The following is a 19,162-nucleotide window of genomic DNA, read 5'->3' on the forward strand; positions in this document are numbered from 1 at the left end:
CTGCCGGTCGTGCCGGGGCTCAGCTGGCGTCGGTGACGGCGCTCGACACGGCGGTGGGTGCGTCGTAGTCGCCGTCCGGGATGTTCTTCAGCGCCTCGAGCGCATCACCCGAGGCACCTTCGCGCTCGGCCGTGGCGACGATGTCGTCCTTCGACGCCGGGTACTCGATGCCGCTCAGGTACTTCTGGATCTCGATCGGGTTGGGGTTCGCCACGACGGCTCCTTCCGGTTGGGGTCTCCACCGAGTACCCCCGCCGGACTCTGCCCCGGCACGGTTCCGCGCATCCCGGCCAACCCCACCGGACTGTGCGCGGTCAGATCTCCCAGCTGCCCGGGTCGCTCCACGTGGCGTGCTGGACCTGGGCCCGCGGCTGGTACCGCTCCATCCAGCCGGCCTCGAGCCGCGCCACGGCCCGGTCGAACGCCTGCACGAGGTCCATGTCCGCACGCAGGAGCGCCTGGAGCTGCAGCCCCTCGTACAGGGCGATGAGCTGCTCGGCACCACGACGCGGGTCCATCGTGTGCGGCGCCCGACCGACGGCGACGTCCCGCTCGAGTCCGCGCTTGATCTGCGAGAAGAACAGCTGGTAGCGCGAGCGCAGGTACGTGGCCATCGGGTGCGACGGGTTGCCGGCCACGGACAGCAGGGCGACGAGCAGCCGCATGAGTGCCGGGTCCTCGGCGTTCGACGCGACGATCGCGCGGAGGAAGTCCACCGTGGCGGCGTCGCCGACCTCGGCCGTGACCTCCTCCATGCGGCCACCGTTCCAGCGGTCGACGGCGGCGAGGACGAGGCCGTCCCACGACGGGAAGTGCAGTTCGAGTTCGGCGAGCGTGATCCCCATGCGCTCCGCGACCTGCTCGGGTCGTGCCTCGTGGAAGGGCACGTCACGCAGGAGGTCGACGGTCGCCCCGACGATCGTGATCCGCAGGTGCAGGGTGGCGGCCGCAGCGGCTGCCGCGTGCGTGTCCGCGCTGGTGTTCTCGAGCATCGTGCCCTCCGATCGCCGGACGTCCTGTCCGGGGCGCCCTCGTGGGGCGCGTGCTGCACCCGGAACGGGTGCACGCTCCATCCTGGTGGATGTCGGGGGACACCAGAATCCCCGGTCCGGGTGTCGGCATTCCGGGGGACAAGCGTTCCGCTCAGCCCGTTCGCGGCCGCTCGTGTGACGATGCCGGCATGACCCCGAACGACTCGATCGCGCACGGTCTCGCGACCATGGCGTCCGCCGGCTTCGAGTTCGGCGGCGACGCCGACCAGGTCGCCCACGACGTCCGGACGATGTGGGAGCAGCTCGGTCGACCGGTCGGTGCGTTCGACGCCGCCGCGCGGGCGATCGCCGAACTCCCCCAGCGCCCCGAGGTCCCGATCGCGGACCAGGCACGGCGCCGTGCGTTCGAGCGGGCGATCGGGATCAATCCGGTCGAGGTGGAACTGGCCGCCGCCCTGTCCGCCCGTGAGCTCCTCGAACGGTTGGCGCGGACCTGCGGGGCACCCTGCTGACCGGGCGACGCGAAAGAATCCCGTCACGCGTTAGGTAAACCTAAGTAGGTGAGGCTACCCTTACCTCCGTGGTCGATCTGCACGCACGCGACGTCACCGTGGGCTACCACGGCGAGGACGTCGTCCACGCCGCCTCGCTCGAGCTCACCGCCGGGACGGTGACCGCCCTGGTCGGCCCGAACGGGTCGGGGAAGTCCACGCTCCTGCGCTCCATCGCACGGCTGCAGCCCACGCGCTCCGGGACCGTGCGCCTGCGCGGCGCGACCGACGAGCACGCCGCGAGCCGTGCCTCCAGGCCGACGGCGACGGCACGCGGGGCCGCCGATGCCGGAGGCGACGTCGTCGACGGCCTCGCCCTGACCCCGAAGGCGTTCGCCCGCCAGGTCGCACTGCTGACCCAGGGCCGCCCGGTGCCCGGCGGACTCCGCGTGCGCGACCTCGTGACCTTCGGCCGGCACCCGCACCGCGGCCGCTTCGGCGGACAGGACCCGGACGGGCAGGTCGTCGTCGCCCACGCGCTCGACGTGACCGGACTGACGAGCCTCGCCGAGCGGCCGGCGGACGAGCTGTCCGGCGGGCAGCTGCAGCGGGTCTGGCTCGCGAGCTGCCTCGCACAGCAGACCGGCGTCCTCCTGCTCGACGAGCCGACCACGTACCTCGACCTCCGCTACCAAGTGGAGCTGCTCGACCTGGTCCGCGACCTCGCGGACGTCCACGGGACGGCAGTCGGCGTCGTCCTGCACGACCTCGACCAGGCGGCAGCCGTCGCCGATCGGCTGGTGCTCCTCCGCGCCGGCGTCGTCGTCGCGGACGGCACTCCCGAGGACGTCCTCGACGCCGAGCGGCTCTCGGACGTGTACGGCATCCGCATCGACGTCGACCACGACCCCTCCACCGGTGCACTGCGGACCCGCGCGGTCGGTCGACACCACTCCCGGACCACCCCTGCACCCACCCGCTGACGACGGGGCGCGCAGCACGCGTCCGACCGACAGCTCCACCCAACCGAACAGGAAGAACCCGAGCCGCCATGAAGCGACGACTCCTCACCGCCACCGCCATCGCCGCCGCAGCCGCGCTGGCCCTCACCGCCTGCGGCTCCACGCAGGAGGCTTCCGACGCCAGCCCCTCCGCCGCGAAGATCACGGTCACCGATGCCCAGGGCACGAAGGTGACGCTCGACGGCCCCGCGAAGAAGGTCGTCGGCACCGAGTGGAACGTCGTCGAGGACCTCGAGACCCTCGGCGTCGCACCCGCCGGCGTCGCGGACGTGAAGGGCTACAGCCAGTGGGACTCGAAGGTCCCGCTGACCGGCGACCCGAAGGACATCGGTACCCGCGGTGAGCCGAGCACGGACACGATCGCCTCGATCGCCCCGGACCTCATCGTCGCGACGACCGACCTCAAGGACTCGGTCATCACGCAGCTCCGCAAGATCGCCCCGACGATCGTCATCGCCTCGGCGAAGTCGGGCGCCCAGCTCGAGACCATCAAGGACACGCTCGGCCTCATCGCGGAGGCCACCGGCACGACCGCGAAGGCCGACACCGTGTGGAAGGCCCTCGAGGACAAGATCGCGGACGGCAAGCAGGAGATCGCCGACGCGGGCAAGGCCGGCACGAAGGTGGCGTTCGCGGACGGGTACGTCCTGTCGAACCAGGTCACGATCCGTCCGTACACGAAGGGCTCGCTCATCGGGCAGGTCAACGACGAGCTCGGGCTCGCCGACGCCTGGTCCGGCACGGGCATCGAGGGCGACGAGGCGTACGGCCTCGGCTCGACCGACGTGGAGGGGCTGACGAAGCTCCCCGCCGACACGCAGTTCCTCTACATCGACAACAAGGCCGCGAGCGAGGACGACGTCTTCGGCAAGACCCTCGCGTCGAACGCCGTGTGGAAGTCGCTGCCGTTCGTCGAGCAGGACCACGTGCACCGTCTCGACGACGGCATCTGGATGTTCGGCGGGCCCGGCGCGATGGACGCCTACGTCGACGCCGCGGTCGCCGCGCTCACGAAGTAGCGGTGACCGGCACCGCCACGCAGGCGCGGGCCGGGAGGCGCTCCACGAGCGTCGCCCGGCCCGCGCTCGGCGTCCTGCTCCTCGTCGCCGGGATCGCGCTCGTCGCCGTGCTCGCCGCGGTGGACACCACCCAGGGCACCGCGAACGTCGGGGTCGCTGACGTCTGGAAGGCCCTCACCGGCCGGGTGGACGGCGCCGACGCGTCGGTCGTCGTCGCCTCCCGCTTCCCCCGTGCGGTCGCCGGGCTGGTCGTCGGCTTCGCGCTCGGTGTCGCCGGCGCAGCACTGCAGGCGGTGACCCGGAACGTGCTCGCCGCGCCGGACACCCTCGCCGTCAACGCCGGCGCGTACCTCGCGCTCGGCATCGTCTCGGTGTCGGGCATCGGGCTGCCGGTCGTCGCGCAGTCCGGGATCGCGTTCCTCGGGGGGCTCGCCGCCGCCGCACTGGTGCTCGCACTGTCCGGACTCGGCAGCGGGACCCTGCGGCTCGTCCTCGCCGGGACGGCGCTCGCCCTCGGTCTGGGCTCGGTGACGCAGGCGCTGGTCCTGCTGTTCCCGCAGCAGACCCGGGGTCTCTACAGCTGGAACCAGGGCGGCATCGCGCAGAACGGGTACGACACGATCCTGCCGATGCTCCCGGTGGTCGCGGTCGGGGTCGTCGGGTTCCTCGTCCTCTCCCACCGGGTGGACGCCCTGGCACTCGGCGACGACGCCGCCCGCGGGCTCGGCGTCCCGGTCCGGAGCACCCGCATCCTCGCGGTCGTCCTCGCGGTGCTGCTCTCCGCCGCAGCGGTGACGATCGCCGGACCGATCGGCTTCGTCGGCCTGTGCGCGCCGGCGCTCGTCCGCCCGGTCGCGCGGACCTTCCCCACCCTGCACCGATCCTGGGCGCTCCTGACCGTCTCGGGCCTCGTGGGTGCCGGCATCGTGGTCGCCTCCGACGTCCTGCTCCGCGCCGTCGTCTCGGGCGACCGGGCCGTGACCGTCCCCACGGGCGTCGTCACGAGCGTCGTCGGCGCGGTGTTCCTCGTCGTGATGGCACTCCGGATGCGCGACACCGGGCAGACCACCCCGCTCGAGGTCTCGCGGATCCCCGGTCGACTCGCGGTCGCCCTGACGGTCGTCGCCCTCGTGGCCGTGCTCGTCGGCGTGGTCGTCGCATCGGTGCTGCTCGGGGACGCGAAGCTCCTCCTGGGTGACGTGACGAACTGGCTGACCGGCCGGGCGAACCAGGCGATCTCGTTCATCCTCGACACCCGTGTCCCGCGGGTCACCGCCGCGCTCCTCGCCGGTGCGGCGCTGGCACTCGCCGGGACGCTCGTGCAGGGCGTCACCCGCAACCCGCTCGCCGACCCCGGGGTCCTCGGCGTCTCGAGCGGGGCCGGCCTCGGTGCCGTGCTCGTCGTGACGGCGGTCCCCGCGGCGTCGACGTGGGGCGTGGCCGGGGCCGCGTTCGCCGGTGCCGCGCTGGCGGCGCTCGTGGTGTTCGGTCTCGCTGCGCGCGGGGGCTTCCGACAGAACCGCCTCGTGCTCGTCGGCGTCGGGGTGTCGGCCGGGCTCACGGCACTCATCAGCCTGCTCATCGTGGTCACCGATCCGTTCAACGCGAACAAGGCACTGACCTGGTTGTCGGGCTCGACGTACGGCCGGACGTGGCAGGACTCCTTCCCGGTCGTCGTGGTGCTCGTCGTCGCGCTCGTGCTCGTGCTGCCGGCGCACCGGGAGCTCGACCTCGTCTCGCTCGACGAGGACTCGCCCCGGTTGCTCGGCGTCCGACTCGACCGGACCCGACTCGGCTTCCTGACGCTCTCGGTGCTGCTCACCGCGACGGCGATCGCGGCGGTCGGCACGATCGGCTTCGTCGGGCTGGTGGCTCCGCACGCGGCCCGCTCGCTGGTGGGTCGAGCGCACGCCCGGGTCGTGCCGGTGGCGGTGCTGCTCGGTGCGGTGCTCGTCTGCCTCGGTGACCTGCTCGGACGGACGGTCATCGCGCCGGCGCAGCTCGGTGCGGGCATCCTCACCGCGCTCGTCGGGACGCCGTACTTCGTGTGGCTGCTGCTGCGCACGCCGCGCACGCGCTGAAGGCGCTCGCACTCTGACGGTGTTCACACTCTGACGGACGGGAGGCACGGTGCCAGCCGGCACCGTGCCTCCCGTCCGTCACGTGGTCGCCGCTACGGCGTCGGCATCCCGCCGTCGACGTGCAGCGTCTCCCCCACGACGTAGGACGACTCGCCGCTGGCGAGGAACACGTACGCCGGCGCCAGCTCGGCGGGCTGGCCCCAGCGACCGAGGTAGGTCTGCTCGCCCGCGCTCGGGAGGTCCTCGGGCTTCTGCCCGCCGGCGGGCTGCAGCGGCGTCCAGATCGGACCGGGTGCGACGGCGTTCACCCGGATGCCCTTCGGCGCGAGCTGCGCGGCGAGGCCCTTGGCGAGGTTGTTCACGGTCGCCTTCGTCGCGGCGTAGTGCACGAGGTGCGGTGACGGCGCGTACGCCTGGATCGACGTCGTGTTGATGATCGTCGACCCGGGAGCCAGGTGCGGCACGGCGGCCTTCGTGATGCGGAAGGTCGCGTAGACGTTCGTCCTGAACGTCTCGTCGAACTCCTCGTCCTCGATGTCGGTGATCGAGTCGACGTTCTGCTGCTTGCCGGCGTTGTTCACGACGATGTCGAGTCCGCCGAGGCCCTCGACGGCCTTCGCGACGAGTTCCTCGCACCACTCCTTCGACGTGATGTCCCCGGGCAGCGCCACCGCCGTCCGTCCGGCGGCCTCGATGAGTCCGACGATGCGCTGCGCGTCCTCCTCCTCCTCGGGCAGGTAGGAGATCGCGACGTCGGCGCCCTCCCGTGCGTACGCGATCGCGACGGCGGCGCCGATGCCGGAGTCCCCGCCGGTGACGAGCGCCTTCCGGCCCTCGAGACGACCGGAGCCGCGGTAGGTGTCCTCACCGTGGTCGGCCGGCACGTTCTGCGCCATCTCCTCGTCGGTGCCGGCGCCGGGCAGGTACTGCTCGTCGGGCTTCTTGTCCGCGTACATCGCGGTCGGGTCCTGCATCGTGTACTGGTCCGTCATGCGCCGTACGGTACGCAGGCCGGGCAGCGCCGACGTCCAGGGCGCTGTCCCCCGACGGGTGTCGCCGAATGTCACGGTGCGGTGACGGCCCGGAACCGATTCGGTAACACCCGTCGTCCACCGAGGTCCGAGGCCGTACGGTCGACTGGTGACCTTCCGCCCCTCCCTCGCGCTCGGCGTCGCCGTGCTGGCCGCCTCGGCGACCGTGCTCGCGACCGGCGCACCCGCCGGGGCGGCGGAACCCACGCAGACGGCCAGCTCGACGCCGTCCGTGTCGAACGGCAAGCTCAAGCGCGTCGACGCCATCGAGCTCAGCGCCGAGTCGCTCGTCCTCGAGCGTGACGACCGCACCGTCGTCGACGTGTCGATGCGCGATGCGCGGTCGACCGTCTCCCTGCTCAACCGGCTCCTCGGCACGCCGTCGCGCACCCAGACGGCCGAGGGAGACGGCGGGGCGTGCTTCCCGGCCGGCACGACCTACACCTGGGGCGGTGCGATCCGTGTCGCCGCACTGGCCACGCCCGCCGAGCTCGGCAACGCCGTCGAGATCCGCGTCCTCCGTGACGAGGTCCGCTCCCGCAGCGGGTCGATGGTCGAGCTGTCCGGTCCGCACGGCGTGCAGGTCGGCGACGACATCGAGCGACGCATCGAACGGACCGCTCCGGAGGACCGGATGTCCTTCGGCTCGGACGACTCGGACGACCCCTCCGCCTGGCAGGTGCTCCTCCAGCGCGGCTGGGACGACACCGAGCAGCGCACGGACGACCGGTCCAGCGACGACCGGTCGAGCGACGACCGCCGTGCGCGTGCTGCGTCCGACCCGGACACCGACGACGCCGAGGACACCCGCGGCGACGACGCCGGACGCAACGGTGTCTCCGCCCTGACCGACGACACCACCGTGACCGTGCTCGGCTCCCCGATGCCGGTCAACGCGACGAGCGGCTGCTGACCCTCACACCAGGATCGTCGCGACGACCGGGAAGTGGTCGCTCGCGAACCAGGTCTCCGGCCCGTCGTGGTCGATCACGACCCGGTCCACGGCGCGCACACCCCGCGTGTACACCCAGTCGATGCGCTCACCCGACGCCACCGGCGGCTCCCAGTCGTTGAACGTCGCGGTCCGGTCCTCCGGATCCCCGGCGACGTCCCACGCGTCCGTGAACCCGGCCTCGACGAGCACCCGGGACGCCCGACCGACGCCGGCCGGCTCGTTGCAGTCCCCGGCGACCACGACCGGCCCGTCGACGGCGGCCGTGCGCTCCGCGATCACGGCCGTGCTCCTCGCCCGGACCTCGTCACCGTGCGGGCCCTCCTCGTGGTCGAGGTGGGTCGTCACGAGCGTGAAGGCCGCGCCGTCGACGTCGAGGAACCGCGCGTGGTTGACGATCCGGGGGAACACGCTCCCCCAGGTGTTGGACGCCGGCTCGTCCGGTGTGTCCGACAGCCAGAAGGACCCGTGCTCGACGGGACGGAGTCGATCACGTCGGAAGAACACGGCAGCGTGCTCACCCGCGCTCCCGCCCTCCCGGCCCTGACCGACGTCGCCGTACTCGGGCAGTCCGGCGCGCAGGTCGTCCATCTGGTGGTCGAACGCCTCCTGGACACACAGGACGTCGGGGTCGTGGCGTCGCACGATATCGAGCAGCACCGGCAGCCGCGCGGGCCAGTCGTGTGCGGGATCAGGGTTCTTGATGTTGTACGTCATCAGGGTGATCGGACGCTCGGCGCTGCTCACCCGTCGAACCTACCGATCACGCGGGCTCCGGGACCATGACCCGCCGGAGCGCGATGACGCCGTCGCGGGCCCGCGTCTTGGCGGTCCCGACCGGGACCCCGAGCTCGGTCGCCAGTTCCGGCCCGGAGAGCCCCACGAGGTGCCGGAGCACGACGGCCTCGCGCTGCCTCGGGGGCAGCTCGGCGACGGCACGGCGGAGGGCCGCGCGGTCGAGGACGCTCTCGGCGCGCTCCGTGGCGGAGTGGTCGACGACCTCGTGGTCGCGGGCGCCGATGCGGAGGTCGCGGTCGCGGTCGGCGCGGCTCTTCCGGACACGGTCGATGGCCCGTCGCTGTGCGATCGTCCGGACCCACGCGATGACCGAGTGTCGCGGGTCGTAGCGCTCGGCGATCAGCCAGATCTCGAGGAACACGTCCTGCACGACCTCTTCCACCTGGCTGGGGTCGTTCAGTTGATGGCGCACGTACCGCTCGACGAGCGGGCGGAAGCGTTCGTGCAGCGCCGTGAACGCGCGACGGTCACCGGCGGCCACGGCGAGCATCAGGTCGCGCTCCTGGGAGCACTTGGCGAGGAGTTCGTCGTTCATATCCGGTATTTTGCATGCTGCAAAATGGACTCACAAGTACGCTCTCCGCATGCCCACCACACCGATCACCTCCGCTACCGTTCGCCGCAGCACCGCGAAGGGACTGCGGACCCGGGCCCGCATCGTCGACGCTGCCGCGGAGCTCATGCTGACCCGCGGCGTCGCCGGCACGACCCTCGACGACATCGTGCTGCTGCCGGTGTCGGGCGGTCGCAGCTGTACCACTACTCCTCGGGCAAGGACGCGCTCGTCCACGACGTCATCGACCGGCAGGCGGACGCGGTCCTGACGCACCAGGGCGCCGACCACGCCGACCTCTCGACGTGGGAGGCCTGGTCACGCTGGCGGGACCGCACGGTGGACGGCGCGCACGCGGGTGGTTGCGTGGGCGGGTGTCCGCTCGGCTCGCTCGGCACCGAGGTCGCCGAGCGGGACAGCGCCGCGCGCAGTCTGGTGTCCGCCGGGTTCAGCCGATGGGAGGAGGGCTTCCGCCGGGGGATCGCCACGATGCAGCAGCGCGGCGTGCTCGACACCGACGCAGAGCCGGCCACGCTGGCGACCGCCGTGATGGTGGCGCTCCAGGGCGGCTTGCTCCTCGCGCAGGTCCACCGCGACGTGCGACCGCTCGCCGTCGGCCTGGACACCGCGATCGCGGCGATCCGGCAGCACGCGACCGCGGCGTGACACCGAGCGCCGGCGTCAGTTGATGCAGACGTTCGCCTTGCCGTAGTTGTGCACGTCGGTCGACTTGGGCGAGGGCTCGCTGCTCGGCTTCGCGGACGATCCACCGGACGACGACCCACCGGAGGAGGACCCACCGGACGAGCCCGACCCGCCGGCGGCCGGCGTCGAGGCAGACGACCCAGGCTGGGCCGGAGCGGACACCGTCTTGCCGTCGGAGCCGAGCACGAGCGTGACGCCCGTGACGTCGTTCGTCCGGACCGCGACGGCCCCCGGGGTGACCGCCGCGACGGCCTTCGCCTGCGACTCCATGCCCTTCGGGTACTGGACCTGCGTGGCCTTCGTGGTCTCCGAGGACCCGGGCGTCCCGACCTGGAAGCCGCGCGCGGTGAGGTTCTGCGTCGCGGCCGCCGCGGCGCCGGTGACCCCGCTGCCGTTCAGCACGGTGACCGTCGTGCTCGCCGGCTGTGCACTCGTGGCCTTGGTGTAGGCCTCGGGCTGCCCGACGAGACCCTGGACGAAGGCGGGCAGACCGACCTCGTCGACCTGGACGATCGAGAGCGCGGACCCGTTGACGTAGATCGTCGGCGTGCCGAGCGTCGGGATCGTCGCCGACTGGATGTTGCCGGGTCGGAGGTCGCGCATCTGGGCCGCGAGCGACACCAGGTCGGTGTCGGTCTGGATCGATCCGCCGACCGCCTTGAGGATGTTGCCGAGCTTGACCGGGTTGAGCAGTGTGCCGGCGGACAGGACCTTCCGGGCCTCCTGGGACAGGAAGTACTGCTGGCGGACGTTGCGGTCGAGGTCGCCGTTCGGCAGACCGTGGCGCTGGCGGACGAACGAGAGCGCCTGCTTGGCATCGAGTGAGCTCTTGCCCTTGGGCAGGTTCACGCCCGAGTACGGGTCGTTCACCGCGTTGTTCAGGCAGACGTCGACCGGCCCGAGTTCCTTGACGACCTGGTAGAAGCCGAGCAGGGAGACGCGGACGTAGTGGTCGATCTGCAGTCCGCTGACGTTCTCGATCGTCTTGATGAGCAGCTTCGCACCGCCGGTGTCGCCCCCGCCGTTGAGGGTGCCGTAGTAGAAGGCGCTGTTGAGCTTGCCCTTGCCGACGCCCGGGATCTCGACGTACGAGTCGCGCGGGAAGGAGATCATCGTCGCCTGCGAGCCGTCGGCGTTGATGTGGAGCACGATCATCGTGTCCGTGTTGGTCGCCCCGCCGTCGCTCGTCGTGCTGAGCTCGGCCATCTGCTCGGGGGTCGCGTTGTCCGGGCGGTGGTCGTCGCCGACGAGCAGGATGTTCTGCGCTTCGCCGTCGACGTCGTTCTTCGTGTCCTTCTTGCCGGTGATCGCGTTGACGATCGTGACGCTGCCCGCGAGCTGGTCGTACGTGTAGAAGGCGTACGCGCCGCTCAGGGCGATCGCCATGGTGACCACACCCGCGATCGCCGGGAAGACGGCGCTCAGGCGCCGCTTCTGCCGCCCGTGGCGGGGCGGCACGGAGCCGCGCCGGGCGCGGCGGGTCGTCTCGTCGGGTGCATCGCTCACCCGGAAAGGGTAACCGCAGTGCTCGAACCTGCCATGAGAACGCCTGGCAGGTCGCTCCGGACCGTCGCGACCACGAGACGGACGGGAGGCACGGTGCAGGCCTGCACCGCGCCTCCCGTCCGCTGGGTGGTCGCGTCTACGACGCGAGCCCGCCCTTGTGGGTCTCGCGCGCGCGGAGCACCGTGATGCCGGTGATCACGGCGGCGGCCATGACGTAGAACGCGGGGGCGAACGTGTTGCCCGTCGCCGCGATGAGCCACGTCGCGAAGTAGGGCGTGATGCCGCCGAAGACGGCGACGCTGATGTTGTACGCGATGCCCATCGAGCCGTACCGGATCGCGGTCGGGAAGAGCTCGGCCATCGCGGCGCTCACGGCGCCGTCGAACATCGCCATGAAGAGTCCGAGCAGCACCATCGCCGCGGCGGCGGCCGCGAAGTTGCCGGCGTCCATGAGCATCAGCGTCGGGTAGGTGAGCACGAGGAACCCGACGCAACCGGCGAGCATGACGGGCTTCCGACCGATCCGGTCCGACAGGAGGCCGAAGAACGGGACCAGGCACGCGATCACGAGGAAGCCGATCACGACGACCCCGTACGAGACCATCGGCGAGTAGTGCAGGTCCGCCTGCAGGTAGGACGGCATGAAGGTCTGCAGGATCCAGTGCCCCACGGCCTTCAGGACGACGAAGCCGATGCAGAAGAGCAGTGCGCGCCACGACGAGCGGAGGGACCGGCGGAGGGGGTTCGCCGCGACCTCGCCCTTCGCCTTCAGCGCACGGAACTCGGGGGTGTCCTCGAGCTTCGTCCGGAGGTACAGCCCGACGAGGCCGAGCGGCACGGCGGTGAGGAAGAGGACGCGCCAGCCCCACGACTCGAGCGCCCCGTCCCCCGCGAGCGCGGTGAAGAGGAACACGAGACCGCCGCCGACGATGAACGCCGCGAAGCCGAACACGTCGATGAAGCTCGTGACGAAACCGCGACGGTTCGACGGGGCGAACTCGGCGAGGAGGGTCGTCGCCCCGGCCCCCTCACCACCGGCTGCGAAGCCCTGCACGAGCCGGACGACCACGAGGAGGATCGGCGCGAGCAGTCCGACGCTCTGGTAGGTCGGCAGGATGCCCATCACGGCGGTCGCGCCGCTCGTGATGAGGATGACGGTCGCCAGCGTCGTCTTCCGGCCGACCCGGTCACCGAGCGACCCCCAGAAGAGTCCGCCGAGCGGGCGCATCACGAAGCCGGCTCCGAACACGGCGAAGGCCGAGAGCAGGGCCACCTGCGGGTCGCCCTGCTGGAAGAAGTACAGCGAGATGACGGTCGCCAGGGTGCCGTAGAGCCCGAAGTCGAACCACTCGACGAAGTGGCCGACGCCGGCGGCCACGATGACCTTCCGCATGCCCTGCCGACGGGCGTCATCGGCGAGCGCCGCGGAGACGTCCGTGGTCGTGGCGGCATCGGGGGCGGGAGCGCTGCCGGCGTCGTGCCGGATCCGGGTTCCGTCGCTCATGGGGTGACCTCACACTTCGTTGTCGAGAGTTGCTTGACCGTAGCACCCTTCGACGTTGCTTTGCCACTCAGTGGGAAATGCGGGCCGTGCAGTGGTACCGTGACCGCATGCTCTCCCACACCGAACACCACGACGTCGTGGTCGTCGGCGGAGGCCTCGCCGGCGTCTGTGCCGCCGTCGCCGCCGCTCGCCTCGGCTCCAGCGTCGCCCTCGTCACGAACCGCCCCGTGCTGGGCGGCAACTCCTCGAGCGAGGTCCGGGTGTGGGTGGTGGGCGCGACGGCACACGGCACGCAGCGCTTCGCCCGCGAGACCGGGATCATGGGCGAGCTCTTCCTCGAGAACCAGTACCGCAACCCCCAGGGCAACCCCGTCTACTGGGACCAGGTCGTGCTCGACCTCGTGCGGGCGGAGCCGGGCGTGCACCTGTACCTCAACACCGACGTGCGCACGGTCGACACCGACGGCGACCGGATCACCTCGGTGACCGGCTGGACGATGGGCTCGGAGATCGAGACCACGTTCACGGGCCCCGTGTTCCTCGACTGCACCGGGGACGGCCTCGTGGGCGCCCTCGCCGGCGCCGAGTACCGGATCGGTCGGGAAGGACGGGACGAGCACGGTGAGGAGTGGGCACCCGAGCAGGCCGACGACGAACTGCTCGGCAGTTCGATCTTCTTCTCGACGCACGACACCGGACGGTCGGAGAAGTTCGTGGCACCCTCGATCGCGATCGACGTCACGTCGACGCCGATCCTGGCGAACCGGGCCATCCGCACGGGTGACAACGGCTGCAACTACTGGTGGATCGAGTGGGGCGGCGAGCTCGACACCGTGGCGGAGAACGAACGGATCCGCGACGAGCTGTGGGCTGTCGTGTACGGCATCTGGGACCACATCAAGAACTCCGGCGAGTTCGACGCCGACACGCTCACGCTCGACTGGGTGGGCGCGGTGCCCGGCAAGCGGGAGTACCGGCGGTTCGTCGGCGACCACACACTCACGCAGCAGGACCTCCTGGCCCAGCGGTCCTTCCCCGACACCGTGGCCTACGGCGGCTGGTCGATCGACCTGCACCCCGTCGAGGGTGTATACGCGGAGACCGCCGGCGCGCAGCAGCGGTACACCGACGGCACGTACGACATCCCGTTCCGGTCGCTGTACTCGCGCAACGTGTCCAACCTGCTCTTCGCGGGGCGCGACATCTCCGCCTCGCACGTGGCCTTCGGCTCCACCCGGGTCATGGCGACGTGCGCCGCGCAGGGCCAGGCTGCGGGGACCGCCGCGCACCTCGTCGCCCGCCACGGCTGGACGCCGCGCGAGCTCGGGACCGACCACGTCGTCGACCTGCAGCGGACCCTGCTCGACGAGGACGCTCCGCTCGTCGGCGTGCGCGCGCCGCTGCCTGCGGACCTCGTGCCCCACGCCCGGATCACGGCGAGCAGCGAGCTGACCGCGATCGACACGACCCCGTGGGCGACCGACGAGACGTTCGCCCTCGACCGGGACGTCGCCGTCCTGCTGCCGGCGGACCCCTCGCTCGGGCGGCTCCGTCTGCGCACGGTCGCGGACGCCGCGTCCGAGGTCACGATCGAGGTCTGGACCACCGGGAAGCCGCAGAACGCCGTGCCGATCGACCGCGTCTCGACCCACGTCGCATCCGTGGCCGCCGGCGCGAGCGAGACGGAGGTCGACCTCGCGTTCCACCCGGACGAGCCGTGCAACGCCGTCGTCGTCGTGCGACGAGCACCAGGGGTGTCGCTCGTCCTGACCGACGGGCACCCGTACGGCGTCCTCGCTCTCCGGGCACGGTCGGCCGACGACGAGCAGTTCGACGACCACATCCCCGAGGAGGCCGACCAGCCGGTGACCGACTGGGAGGCCCGGGCCCTGCGCGGACGATCCTTCGCTCTCGACGTGACCGGCGCGACCGACGCGTGGCGGGCCTCCCGGGTGGCCGACGGCTACCAGCGACCCTTCGGCGGACCGCACATGTGGTCGTCCGCGGCGACGGGCGGCACAGCCGATCTGGTGCTCGAGTGGGCGGAACCGGTCGACGTGCGCGAGGTGCGCATCGTCTGGAACGACGACGTGGACGCGGACCTCATCAACCTGCACCACCACCGCACCCACTGGGACGCTGTCCCGACGCTCGCGCGCGACTACCGGGTCGAGGCCTGCGTCGACGGCGGCTGGCAGGCACTCGCCGAGGTCCGCGGCAACCGGCACCGCCACCGCGTGCACACCGTCGCTCCGGTCCGCACCGGTGCCGTGCGCATCGTGGTGACCGCGACCAACGGCTCACCGTTCGTGACGGTGAGCGCGGTCAAGGTGCGCTGAGGGCCGTGCCCGACGACCGCGGGGTGTCCGGGGGCGCGGCGGGCCAGAATGGACGGATGGCGACCACCCCTCCGAACCAGAGCATCGAGCGAGCCGCGGCCGTCCTCGGGGCGCTCGGCGCGTCCGAGACCGGCGTCATGCGCGCTTCGGACATCGCCCGTGCGATCGGGCTCGGCACCTCGACGACGGGCCGACTGCTGGCGACGCTGGAGTCGCTCGAGTACGTCCGACGCGATCCGGACCAGGGCTGGTCGGTCGGCCGGGCGGTGCTCGAGCTCGCGAGCCAGGGACTCAACCACAACCCTGTGCACCGCGAGTCCCGCGCCGCGGCCCAGGAGTTGGCGCACCGGATCGGCCTGACCGCGAACGTCGGCGTGCAGGACGACACGTCGTGCATCTACCTCTGCCACTTCGAGGGATCGCTCGCCCCGAAGTCGCACACGATGATCGGGATGCGGCAGCCGTTGCACGCGTCCGCACTCGGCAAGGCGCTGATGCTCGACCTGACCCAGGCGGATCGCGAAGCCCTCCTCGGGACGGACCTCGCTCGCTACACCGACCACACGATCACGACGCACGACGCCCTCACCGACGACCTCGTCGCCTCCGCCGGGCGCGGGTGGTGCGTCGAGAACCAGGAGCTCGCGCTCGGCCGGTTCTGCATCGCGGCACCGATCCGGAACGCCTCGGGTCGGATCGTCGCGGCCCTGTCGGTCTCCGGGCGGCTGACCCAGCTCCGGGACCGCGACACCGCCGTGCTCGCGGAGGACCTCATCGAGGTCGCGGACCGCATCAGCGTCGGGCTGGGGATGATCAGCGCGGTCGCGCACTGACCACGCCGGGACCTACTGGTCGCGCGAGGGCAGCAGGTGCACGGCCTCCATCGCGAGCTCGGCCGCGATCGGGTCCTTCGCCAGCACGGCGGCCTTGAGCTTCTCGAGCTCGGGGACGACCGTGTCCACGGGGATCAGGTCGGCGAGTTCGGGCACCCGCAGCTTGAACGCCAGGCCGTCGGTCGTCGACCGGCAGAGTGCCGCGAGCGACGCGTTGCCGCAGGCCTCGACCCACATCGCGTAGATGTTCGCGCCGTCACGGGCGACCTCGTCCTGCTTGCCCTTCGACGAGCGGGCGACGACGTCGTCGAGCATCTTGACGACCTTCTTGCGCTGCGACTCGGTGAAGCGCGGGACCGCGAGACGCACGACCCCGCCGTAGATCACCCCGAGGGTCCGGTAGGCGTCGAGGAGCTCGTCCTTCGTGGGAGCCGCCACACGGGTGTAGCGGTTCGGCGCCATCTCGATCAGGCCGGACCGGGAGAGCTCTGCCAGGGCCTCGCGGATGGGGGTGCGGGAGACGCCGAGCCAGGCGATGAGGTCGTCGTCGTTCAGGCGCTCACCGGGCTCGAGGGTGCCGTCCATGATCGCGTCGCGGATCTTGTCCTGGACGGTGTCGCGGAGGAGTTTCCGCTCGGCGGCGGGCTGGGTCGAGGGCACTGGCATGCGCCCAGCGTGTCACATGTGATGGGCAGCGCGCGAGAGGCGCGACGGCCACCATGCCCGCCGTCCGAGCTCGTACGTGAGGGCCGGGACGAGCAGGGACCGGACCACCACGGTGTCGAGCAGCACCCCGAACGCGACGACGAACGCGATCTGCGCCAGGAACAGGATCGGGATGACGCCGAGCGCCGCGAAGGTCGCCGCGAGGACGATGCCCGCGGAGGTGATCACGCCGCCGGTGACGCCGAGGCCGCGCAGCACTCCCTCGCGCGGGCCGTGCAGCAGGGCCTCCTCCCGGACCCGGGTCATCAGGAAGATGTTGTAGTCGACGCCGAGCGCCACGAGGAACACGAACGAGTACAGCGGCACGCTCGGGTCGGCGCCGGGGAAGTGGAACACGTGGTCGAAGACGAGGGCACCGACGCCGAGCGCGGCCGCGAACGAGACGATCACGCTGCCGATGAGGACCAGCGGCGCGACGATGCTCCGCAGCAGGAGCATGAGGATGAGGAGGATCACGACGAGGACGATCGGGATGATGACCGAGCGGTCGCGGATGCCCGTGTCGTTCGTGTCGAGGGCGGTCGCCGTGACCCCGCCGACGATCGCGTCCGGGTCGACCCGCTCGACGGCGGTCCGGAGGTCGCGGACCGTCTGCTCGGCGGCCGCGGAGTCCGCCGGGTCGGCGAGGGTCGCCTCGAGCAGGACGTCACCGCGTGACACGGTCGGCTCACCCGGGCTCCCGCCGGTGCCAGCGCCGGTCGTCCCGCCGCGCGCGCCGCTCACGGGCACGGTGCCGGACGGCGAGTCCTTCGCCGCCGCGGTCACCCCGTCCACGCCGTCGACGTCGGAGATCGCCCGCACCAGCGCGTCCTGCCGCGCTGCGCTCCCGATGACCTGCGCCGGGCTGCCGGAGCCGCCCGGGAAGTGGTCGGCGAGCACGTCCTGGCCGTCGCGGGCCTGCGACGCCCCGATCACGAGGTCGCTCTGCGGCACGCCGTCGGCACGCAGGCCGAACAGCCCGGCCCCCATGGCGAGGAGGCCGACCGTGCACACGACCCAGACGATCCGCGACCGGCGTGCCACCAGCCTCCCGACCGATGCCCAGAGCCCCTTCGCATCCGGACCGGTCACGACGGGGTGGGCGGACCCGTGCGCCGGACGGAGCGGCCAGAAGGCCGCGCGCCGGAAGGCGAGCAGCAGCGCGGGGAGGAGCGTGAGCGCCGCGAGCAGGCTGAACGCGATGCCGATCGCCGCCACCGGACCGAGCGCCTTGTTCGAGTTGAGGTCGGAGAAGAGCAGGCAGAGGACGCCCACGATGACCGTCCCACCCGACGCGAGGATCGGTTCCAGACTCCCGCGCAGGGCCGCCTTCGTCGCACCCCTGCCGGTGCGGTGGTCCCGGAGTGCCTCGCGGTAGCGCGCGGTGTACAGCAGCGCGTAGTCGGTCGCGGCGCCGATGACGAGGATCGAGAGGATGCCCTGCACCTGGCCGTTGACGGTCACGACGTCGGCCTTCGCGAGCCAGTACACGACGAGGATCGAGGCACAGAGCGCGAACGACGCCGTGCCGAGCACGAGCACGGGCAGGAGCGGCGACCGGTACACGACGATGAGGATCACGAACACCGCGGCCAGCGCCACACCGAGCAGGAGCCCGTCGATGCCGGCGAACGCCTCGGTCAGGTCGGCGGTGAACCCGGCCGGTCCGGTGACGTACCCGCGCAGCCCGGACGGGAGGGCGTCGTCGACGTCCGTGCGGATCGCCTCGACCGCGTCACCGGTCTCCGCGGACTGCGTGAGCGTCGCGACGATCTCGAGGGCGTCGCCGTCCTCGCTCGGGATGACGGGACTCACGCCCTGCACGTCGTCGCGGTCGCCGAGCGTGTCGGCGAGCTGCGTGGCGGCGGTGCGGTCTGACCGGGTGAGTCCGCCGTCGCGCTCGAGCACGACGATCGCCGGTGCCCCGGACGCCTGCCGGAACTCGGCGGCACGCTCCTGCACCTTCGTGGCGTCCGCCGACGCCGGCAGGAACGAGGTCTGGTCGTTCGTCGAGACGTCGGCGATCTTGCCGAAGTACGGTCCGCCGACGGAGGCGACGGCGAGCCAGGCGACGATGACGACGGCGGGGAGCACGATGCGGAGGAAGCGGGACACGGTGCGAGCGTACACGGATCGTCAGCATGCTGATCATCTGGTGTCGATGTGGCCTCCGTAGACTGCATCCATGCACGACGAGCCCGCAGCCTGGCCCATGGGTCGTCTGCTGGCCGCGGCCGCCCGACGGGTCGAACGCGACTGGGACGAGCGCCTCCGCGAGATCGGGCTCCCGCACGCCGGGCTGATCGCGATCGACATCCTCATCCGCACCGGGCCGACCGGAGCGGACACGATCGCCCGGGTCGCACGGGTGCAGCCACAGACGATGTCGCGCACGCTCGAACGGCTCGAGCGGGACGGGCTCGTCGAGCGGTCGCCCCACCCGGACGACCGTCGGCGTCGGGTCGTGACGGTCACCGACGCCGGGCGGGCAGCCTGGGACACGGCGAAGCACGTCGAGCGTGAGGTCCTCCCCGAGGACGAGCACCTGCGTCAGGCACTCGCCGCCATCATCGGTCGCGCACCCTAGCATCTGGAATACTGCATGCGGTACGCTGGTGGGGTCGGCGTCAG

General features: G+C 71.7%; 19 protein-coding genes. 10 read left to right on the top strand and 9 right to left on the bottom strand.

Annotation, left to right across the window (positions count from 1 at the left end; genetic code table 11):
- Positions 1–19 precede the first annotated feature (19 nt).
- Both ACIPYW_RS04255 and ACIPYW_RS04260 read right to left on the bottom strand, forming a co-directional pair.
- Entirely contained in the window at positions 20–214 is a 195-nt protein-coding gene (locus ACIPYW_RS04255; RefSeq protein ID WP_058724973.1) for a DUF2795 domain-containing protein, read from the bottom strand.
- 100 nt (positions 215–314) lie between these two features.
- Positions 315–992 (bottom strand): TetR/AcrR family transcriptional regulator, encoded by a 678-nt coding sequence (locus ACIPYW_RS04260; protein WP_400411039.1) that lies wholly within the window; start codon positions 990–992, stop codon positions 315–317.
- Positions 993–1,180: 188 nt separating this feature from the next.
- Here ACIPYW_RS04260 and ACIPYW_RS04265 point away from each other — a divergent pair, with 188 nt between their 5' ends.
- From ACIPYW_RS04265 to ACIPYW_RS04280, 4 genes are all read left to right on the top strand, one after another.
- Positions 1,181–1,504 (top strand): hypothetical protein, encoded by a 324-nt coding sequence (locus ACIPYW_RS04265; protein ID WP_290133078.1) that lies wholly within the window; start codon positions 1,181–1,183, stop codon positions 1,502–1,504.
- 68 nt (positions 1,505–1,572) lie between these two features.
- Positions 1,573–2,466 carry an ABC transporter ATP-binding protein gene (locus ACIPYW_RS04270; RefSeq protein ID WP_400411041.1) on the top strand — a complete coding sequence of 298 codons (894 nt, stop codon included), beginning with the start codon at positions 1,573–1,575 and terminating at the stop codon, positions 2,464–2,466.
- 68 nt (positions 2,467–2,534) lie between these two features.
- Positions 2,535–3,524: an ABC transporter substrate-binding protein gene (locus ACIPYW_RS04275; protein ID WP_400411044.1), complete on the top strand. Its 990-nt coding sequence runs from the start codon at positions 2,535–2,537 to the stop codon at positions 3,522–3,524.
- Between the two features lie 2 nt (positions 3,525–3,526).
- A complete protein-coding gene (locus ACIPYW_RS04280; RefSeq protein WP_400411047.1) occupies positions 3,527–5,605 on the top strand; it encodes an iron ABC transporter permease in 2,079 nt (692 codons plus the stop codon).
- A 92-nt stretch (positions 5,606–5,697) separates the two neighbouring features.
- Here ACIPYW_RS04280 and ACIPYW_RS04285 read toward each other — a convergent pair whose 3' ends face one another.
- Complete coding sequence (locus tag ACIPYW_RS04285; protein WP_400411049.1) at positions 5,698–6,597, bottom strand: SDR family oxidoreductase; 900 nt, start codon at positions 6,595–6,597, stop codon at positions 5,698–5,700.
- A gap of 148 nt (positions 6,598–6,745) precedes the next feature.
- On the opposite strand from ACIPYW_RS04285, the gene ACIPYW_RS04290 reads away from it, so the two are divergent.
- Complete coding sequence (locus ACIPYW_RS04290) at positions 6,746–7,549, top strand: hypothetical protein (protein ID WP_400411051.1); 804 nt, start codon at positions 6,746–6,748, stop codon at positions 7,547–7,549.
- Positions 7,550–7,552: 3 nt separating this feature from the next.
- Here the strand turns inward: ACIPYW_RS04290 and ACIPYW_RS04295 are convergent, their stop codons facing one another.
- Positions 7,553–8,335: an endonuclease/exonuclease/phosphatase family protein gene (locus ACIPYW_RS04295; RefSeq protein ID WP_400411053.1), complete on the bottom strand. Its 783-nt coding sequence runs from the start codon at positions 8,333–8,335 to the stop codon at positions 7,553–7,555.
- Positions 8,336–8,351: 16 nt separating this feature from the next.
- Positions 8,352–8,921, bottom strand: coding sequence for a sigma-70 family RNA polymerase sigma factor (locus ACIPYW_RS04300; RefSeq protein WP_400411055.1), 570 nt, complete (start codon positions 8,919–8,921; stop codon positions 8,352–8,354).
- 49 nt (positions 8,922–8,970) lie between these two features.
- On the opposite strand from ACIPYW_RS04300, the gene ACIPYW_RS04305 reads away from it, so the two are divergent.
- Together ACIPYW_RS04305 and ACIPYW_RS04310 are read left to right on the top strand one after the other, a co-directional pair.
- A complete protein-coding gene (locus ACIPYW_RS04305) occupies positions 8,971–9,210 on the top strand; it encodes a hypothetical protein (RefSeq protein ID WP_400412537.1) in 240 nt (79 codons plus the stop codon).
- Positions 9,207–9,605 (top strand): TetR family transcriptional regulator C-terminal domain-containing protein, encoded by a 399-nt coding sequence (locus tag ACIPYW_RS04310; RefSeq protein ID WP_400412508.1) that lies wholly within the window; start codon positions 9,207–9,209, stop codon positions 9,603–9,605. The genes ACIPYW_RS04305 and ACIPYW_RS04310 overlap by 4 nt, the downstream gene beginning before the upstream one ends.
- Positions 9,606–9,620: 15 nt before the next feature.
- Here the strand turns inward: ACIPYW_RS04310 and ACIPYW_RS04315 are convergent, their stop codons facing one another.
- Complete coding sequence (locus tag ACIPYW_RS04315) at positions 9,621–11,150, bottom strand: LCP family protein (RefSeq protein ID WP_400411058.1); 1,530 nt, start codon at positions 11,148–11,150, stop codon at positions 9,621–9,623.
- 136 nt (positions 11,151–11,286) lie between these two features.
- Entirely contained in the window at positions 11,287–12,654 is a 1,368-nt protein-coding gene (locus ACIPYW_RS04320) for an MFS transporter (RefSeq protein ID WP_400411061.1), read from the bottom strand.
- A 107-nt stretch (positions 12,655–12,761) separates the two neighbouring features.
- On the opposite strand from ACIPYW_RS04320, the gene ACIPYW_RS04325 reads away from it, so the two are divergent.
- Both ACIPYW_RS04325 and ACIPYW_RS04330 read left to right on the top strand, forming a co-directional pair.
- Complete coding sequence (locus ACIPYW_RS04325; protein WP_400411063.1) at positions 12,762–14,993, top strand: FAD-dependent oxidoreductase; 2,232 nt, start codon at positions 12,762–12,764, stop codon at positions 14,991–14,993.
- A gap of 56 nt (positions 14,994–15,049) precedes the next feature.
- Positions 15,050–15,826, top strand: a complete 777-nt coding sequence (locus ACIPYW_RS04330) for an IclR family transcriptional regulator (protein ID WP_400411066.1) — start codon at positions 15,050–15,052, stop codon at positions 15,824–15,826.
- A 12-nt stretch (positions 15,827–15,838) separates the two neighbouring features.
- Here ACIPYW_RS04330 and ACIPYW_RS04335 read toward each other — a convergent pair whose 3' ends face one another.
- The gene (locus tag ACIPYW_RS04335; protein WP_400411068.1) at positions 15,839–16,492 is read right to left on the bottom strand and encodes a GntR family transcriptional regulator; all 654 of its coding nucleotides are present in this window, start codon (positions 16,490–16,492) and stop codon (positions 15,839–15,841) included.
- A 12-nt stretch (positions 16,493–16,504) separates the two neighbouring features.
- Positions 16,505–18,646: an MMPL family transporter gene (locus tag ACIPYW_RS04340; protein ID WP_400411070.1), complete on the bottom strand. Its 2,142-nt coding sequence runs from the start codon at positions 18,644–18,646 to the stop codon at positions 16,505–16,507.
- 70 nt (positions 18,647–18,716) lie between these two features.
- Here ACIPYW_RS04340 and ACIPYW_RS04345 point away from each other — a divergent pair, with 70 nt between their 5' ends.
- Positions 18,717–19,118 (top strand): MarR family winged helix-turn-helix transcriptional regulator, encoded by a 402-nt coding sequence (locus ACIPYW_RS04345; RefSeq protein ID WP_400411072.1) that lies wholly within the window; start codon positions 18,717–18,719, stop codon positions 19,116–19,118.
- Positions 19,119–19,162: the final 44 nt, after the last annotated feature.

Origin of the sequence: Curtobacterium sp. NPDC089689 (genome assembly GCF_044749145.1) — a bacterium.
Classification (GTDB): domain Bacteria; phylum Actinomycetota; class Actinomycetes; order Actinomycetales; family Microbacteriaceae; genus Curtobacterium.

Excerpts from the sequence above, each read along its gene's own strand:
- ACIPYW_RS04285 (WP_400411049.1), bottom strand. The coding sequence starts at position 6,597 with ATGACGGACCAGTACACGATGCAGGACCCGACCGCGATGTACGCGGAC.
- ACIPYW_RS04275 (WP_400411044.1), top strand. The coding sequence starts at position 2,535 with ATGAAGCGACGACTCCTCACCGCCACCGCCATCGCCGCCGCAGCCGCG.
- ACIPYW_RS04305 (WP_400412537.1), top strand. The coding sequence starts at position 8,971 with ATGCCCACCACACCGATCACCTCCGCTACCGTTCGCCGCAGCACCGCG.
- ACIPYW_RS04325 (WP_400411063.1), top strand. The coding sequence starts at position 12,762 with ATGCTCTCCCACACCGAACACCACGACGTCGTGGTCGTCGGCGGAGGC.
- ACIPYW_RS04265 (WP_290133078.1), top strand. The coding sequence starts at position 1,181 with ATGACCCCGAACGACTCGATCGCGCACGGTCTCGCGACCATGGCGTCC.
- ACIPYW_RS04335 (WP_400411068.1), bottom strand. The coding sequence starts at position 16,492 with ATGCCAGTGCCCTCGACCCAGCCCGCCGCCGAGCGGAAACTCCTCCGC.
- ACIPYW_RS04300 (WP_400411055.1), bottom strand. The coding sequence starts at position 8,921 with ATGAACGACGAACTCCTCGCCAAGTGCTCCCAGGAGCGCGACCTGATG.
- ACIPYW_RS04260 (WP_400411039.1), bottom strand. The coding sequence starts at position 992 with ATGCTCGAGAACACCAGCGCGGACACGCACGCGGCAGCCGCTGCGGCC.
- ACIPYW_RS04320 (WP_400411061.1), bottom strand. The coding sequence starts at position 12,654 with ATGAGCGACGGAACCCGGATCCGGCACGACGCCGGCAGCGCTCCCGCC.
- ACIPYW_RS04345 (WP_400411072.1), top strand. The coding sequence starts at position 18,717 with ATGCACGACGAGCCCGCAGCCTGGCCCATGGGTCGTCTGCTGGCCGCG.
- ACIPYW_RS04330 (WP_400411066.1), top strand. The coding sequence starts at position 15,050 with ATGGCGACCACCCCTCCGAACCAGAGCATCGAGCGAGCCGCGGCCGTC.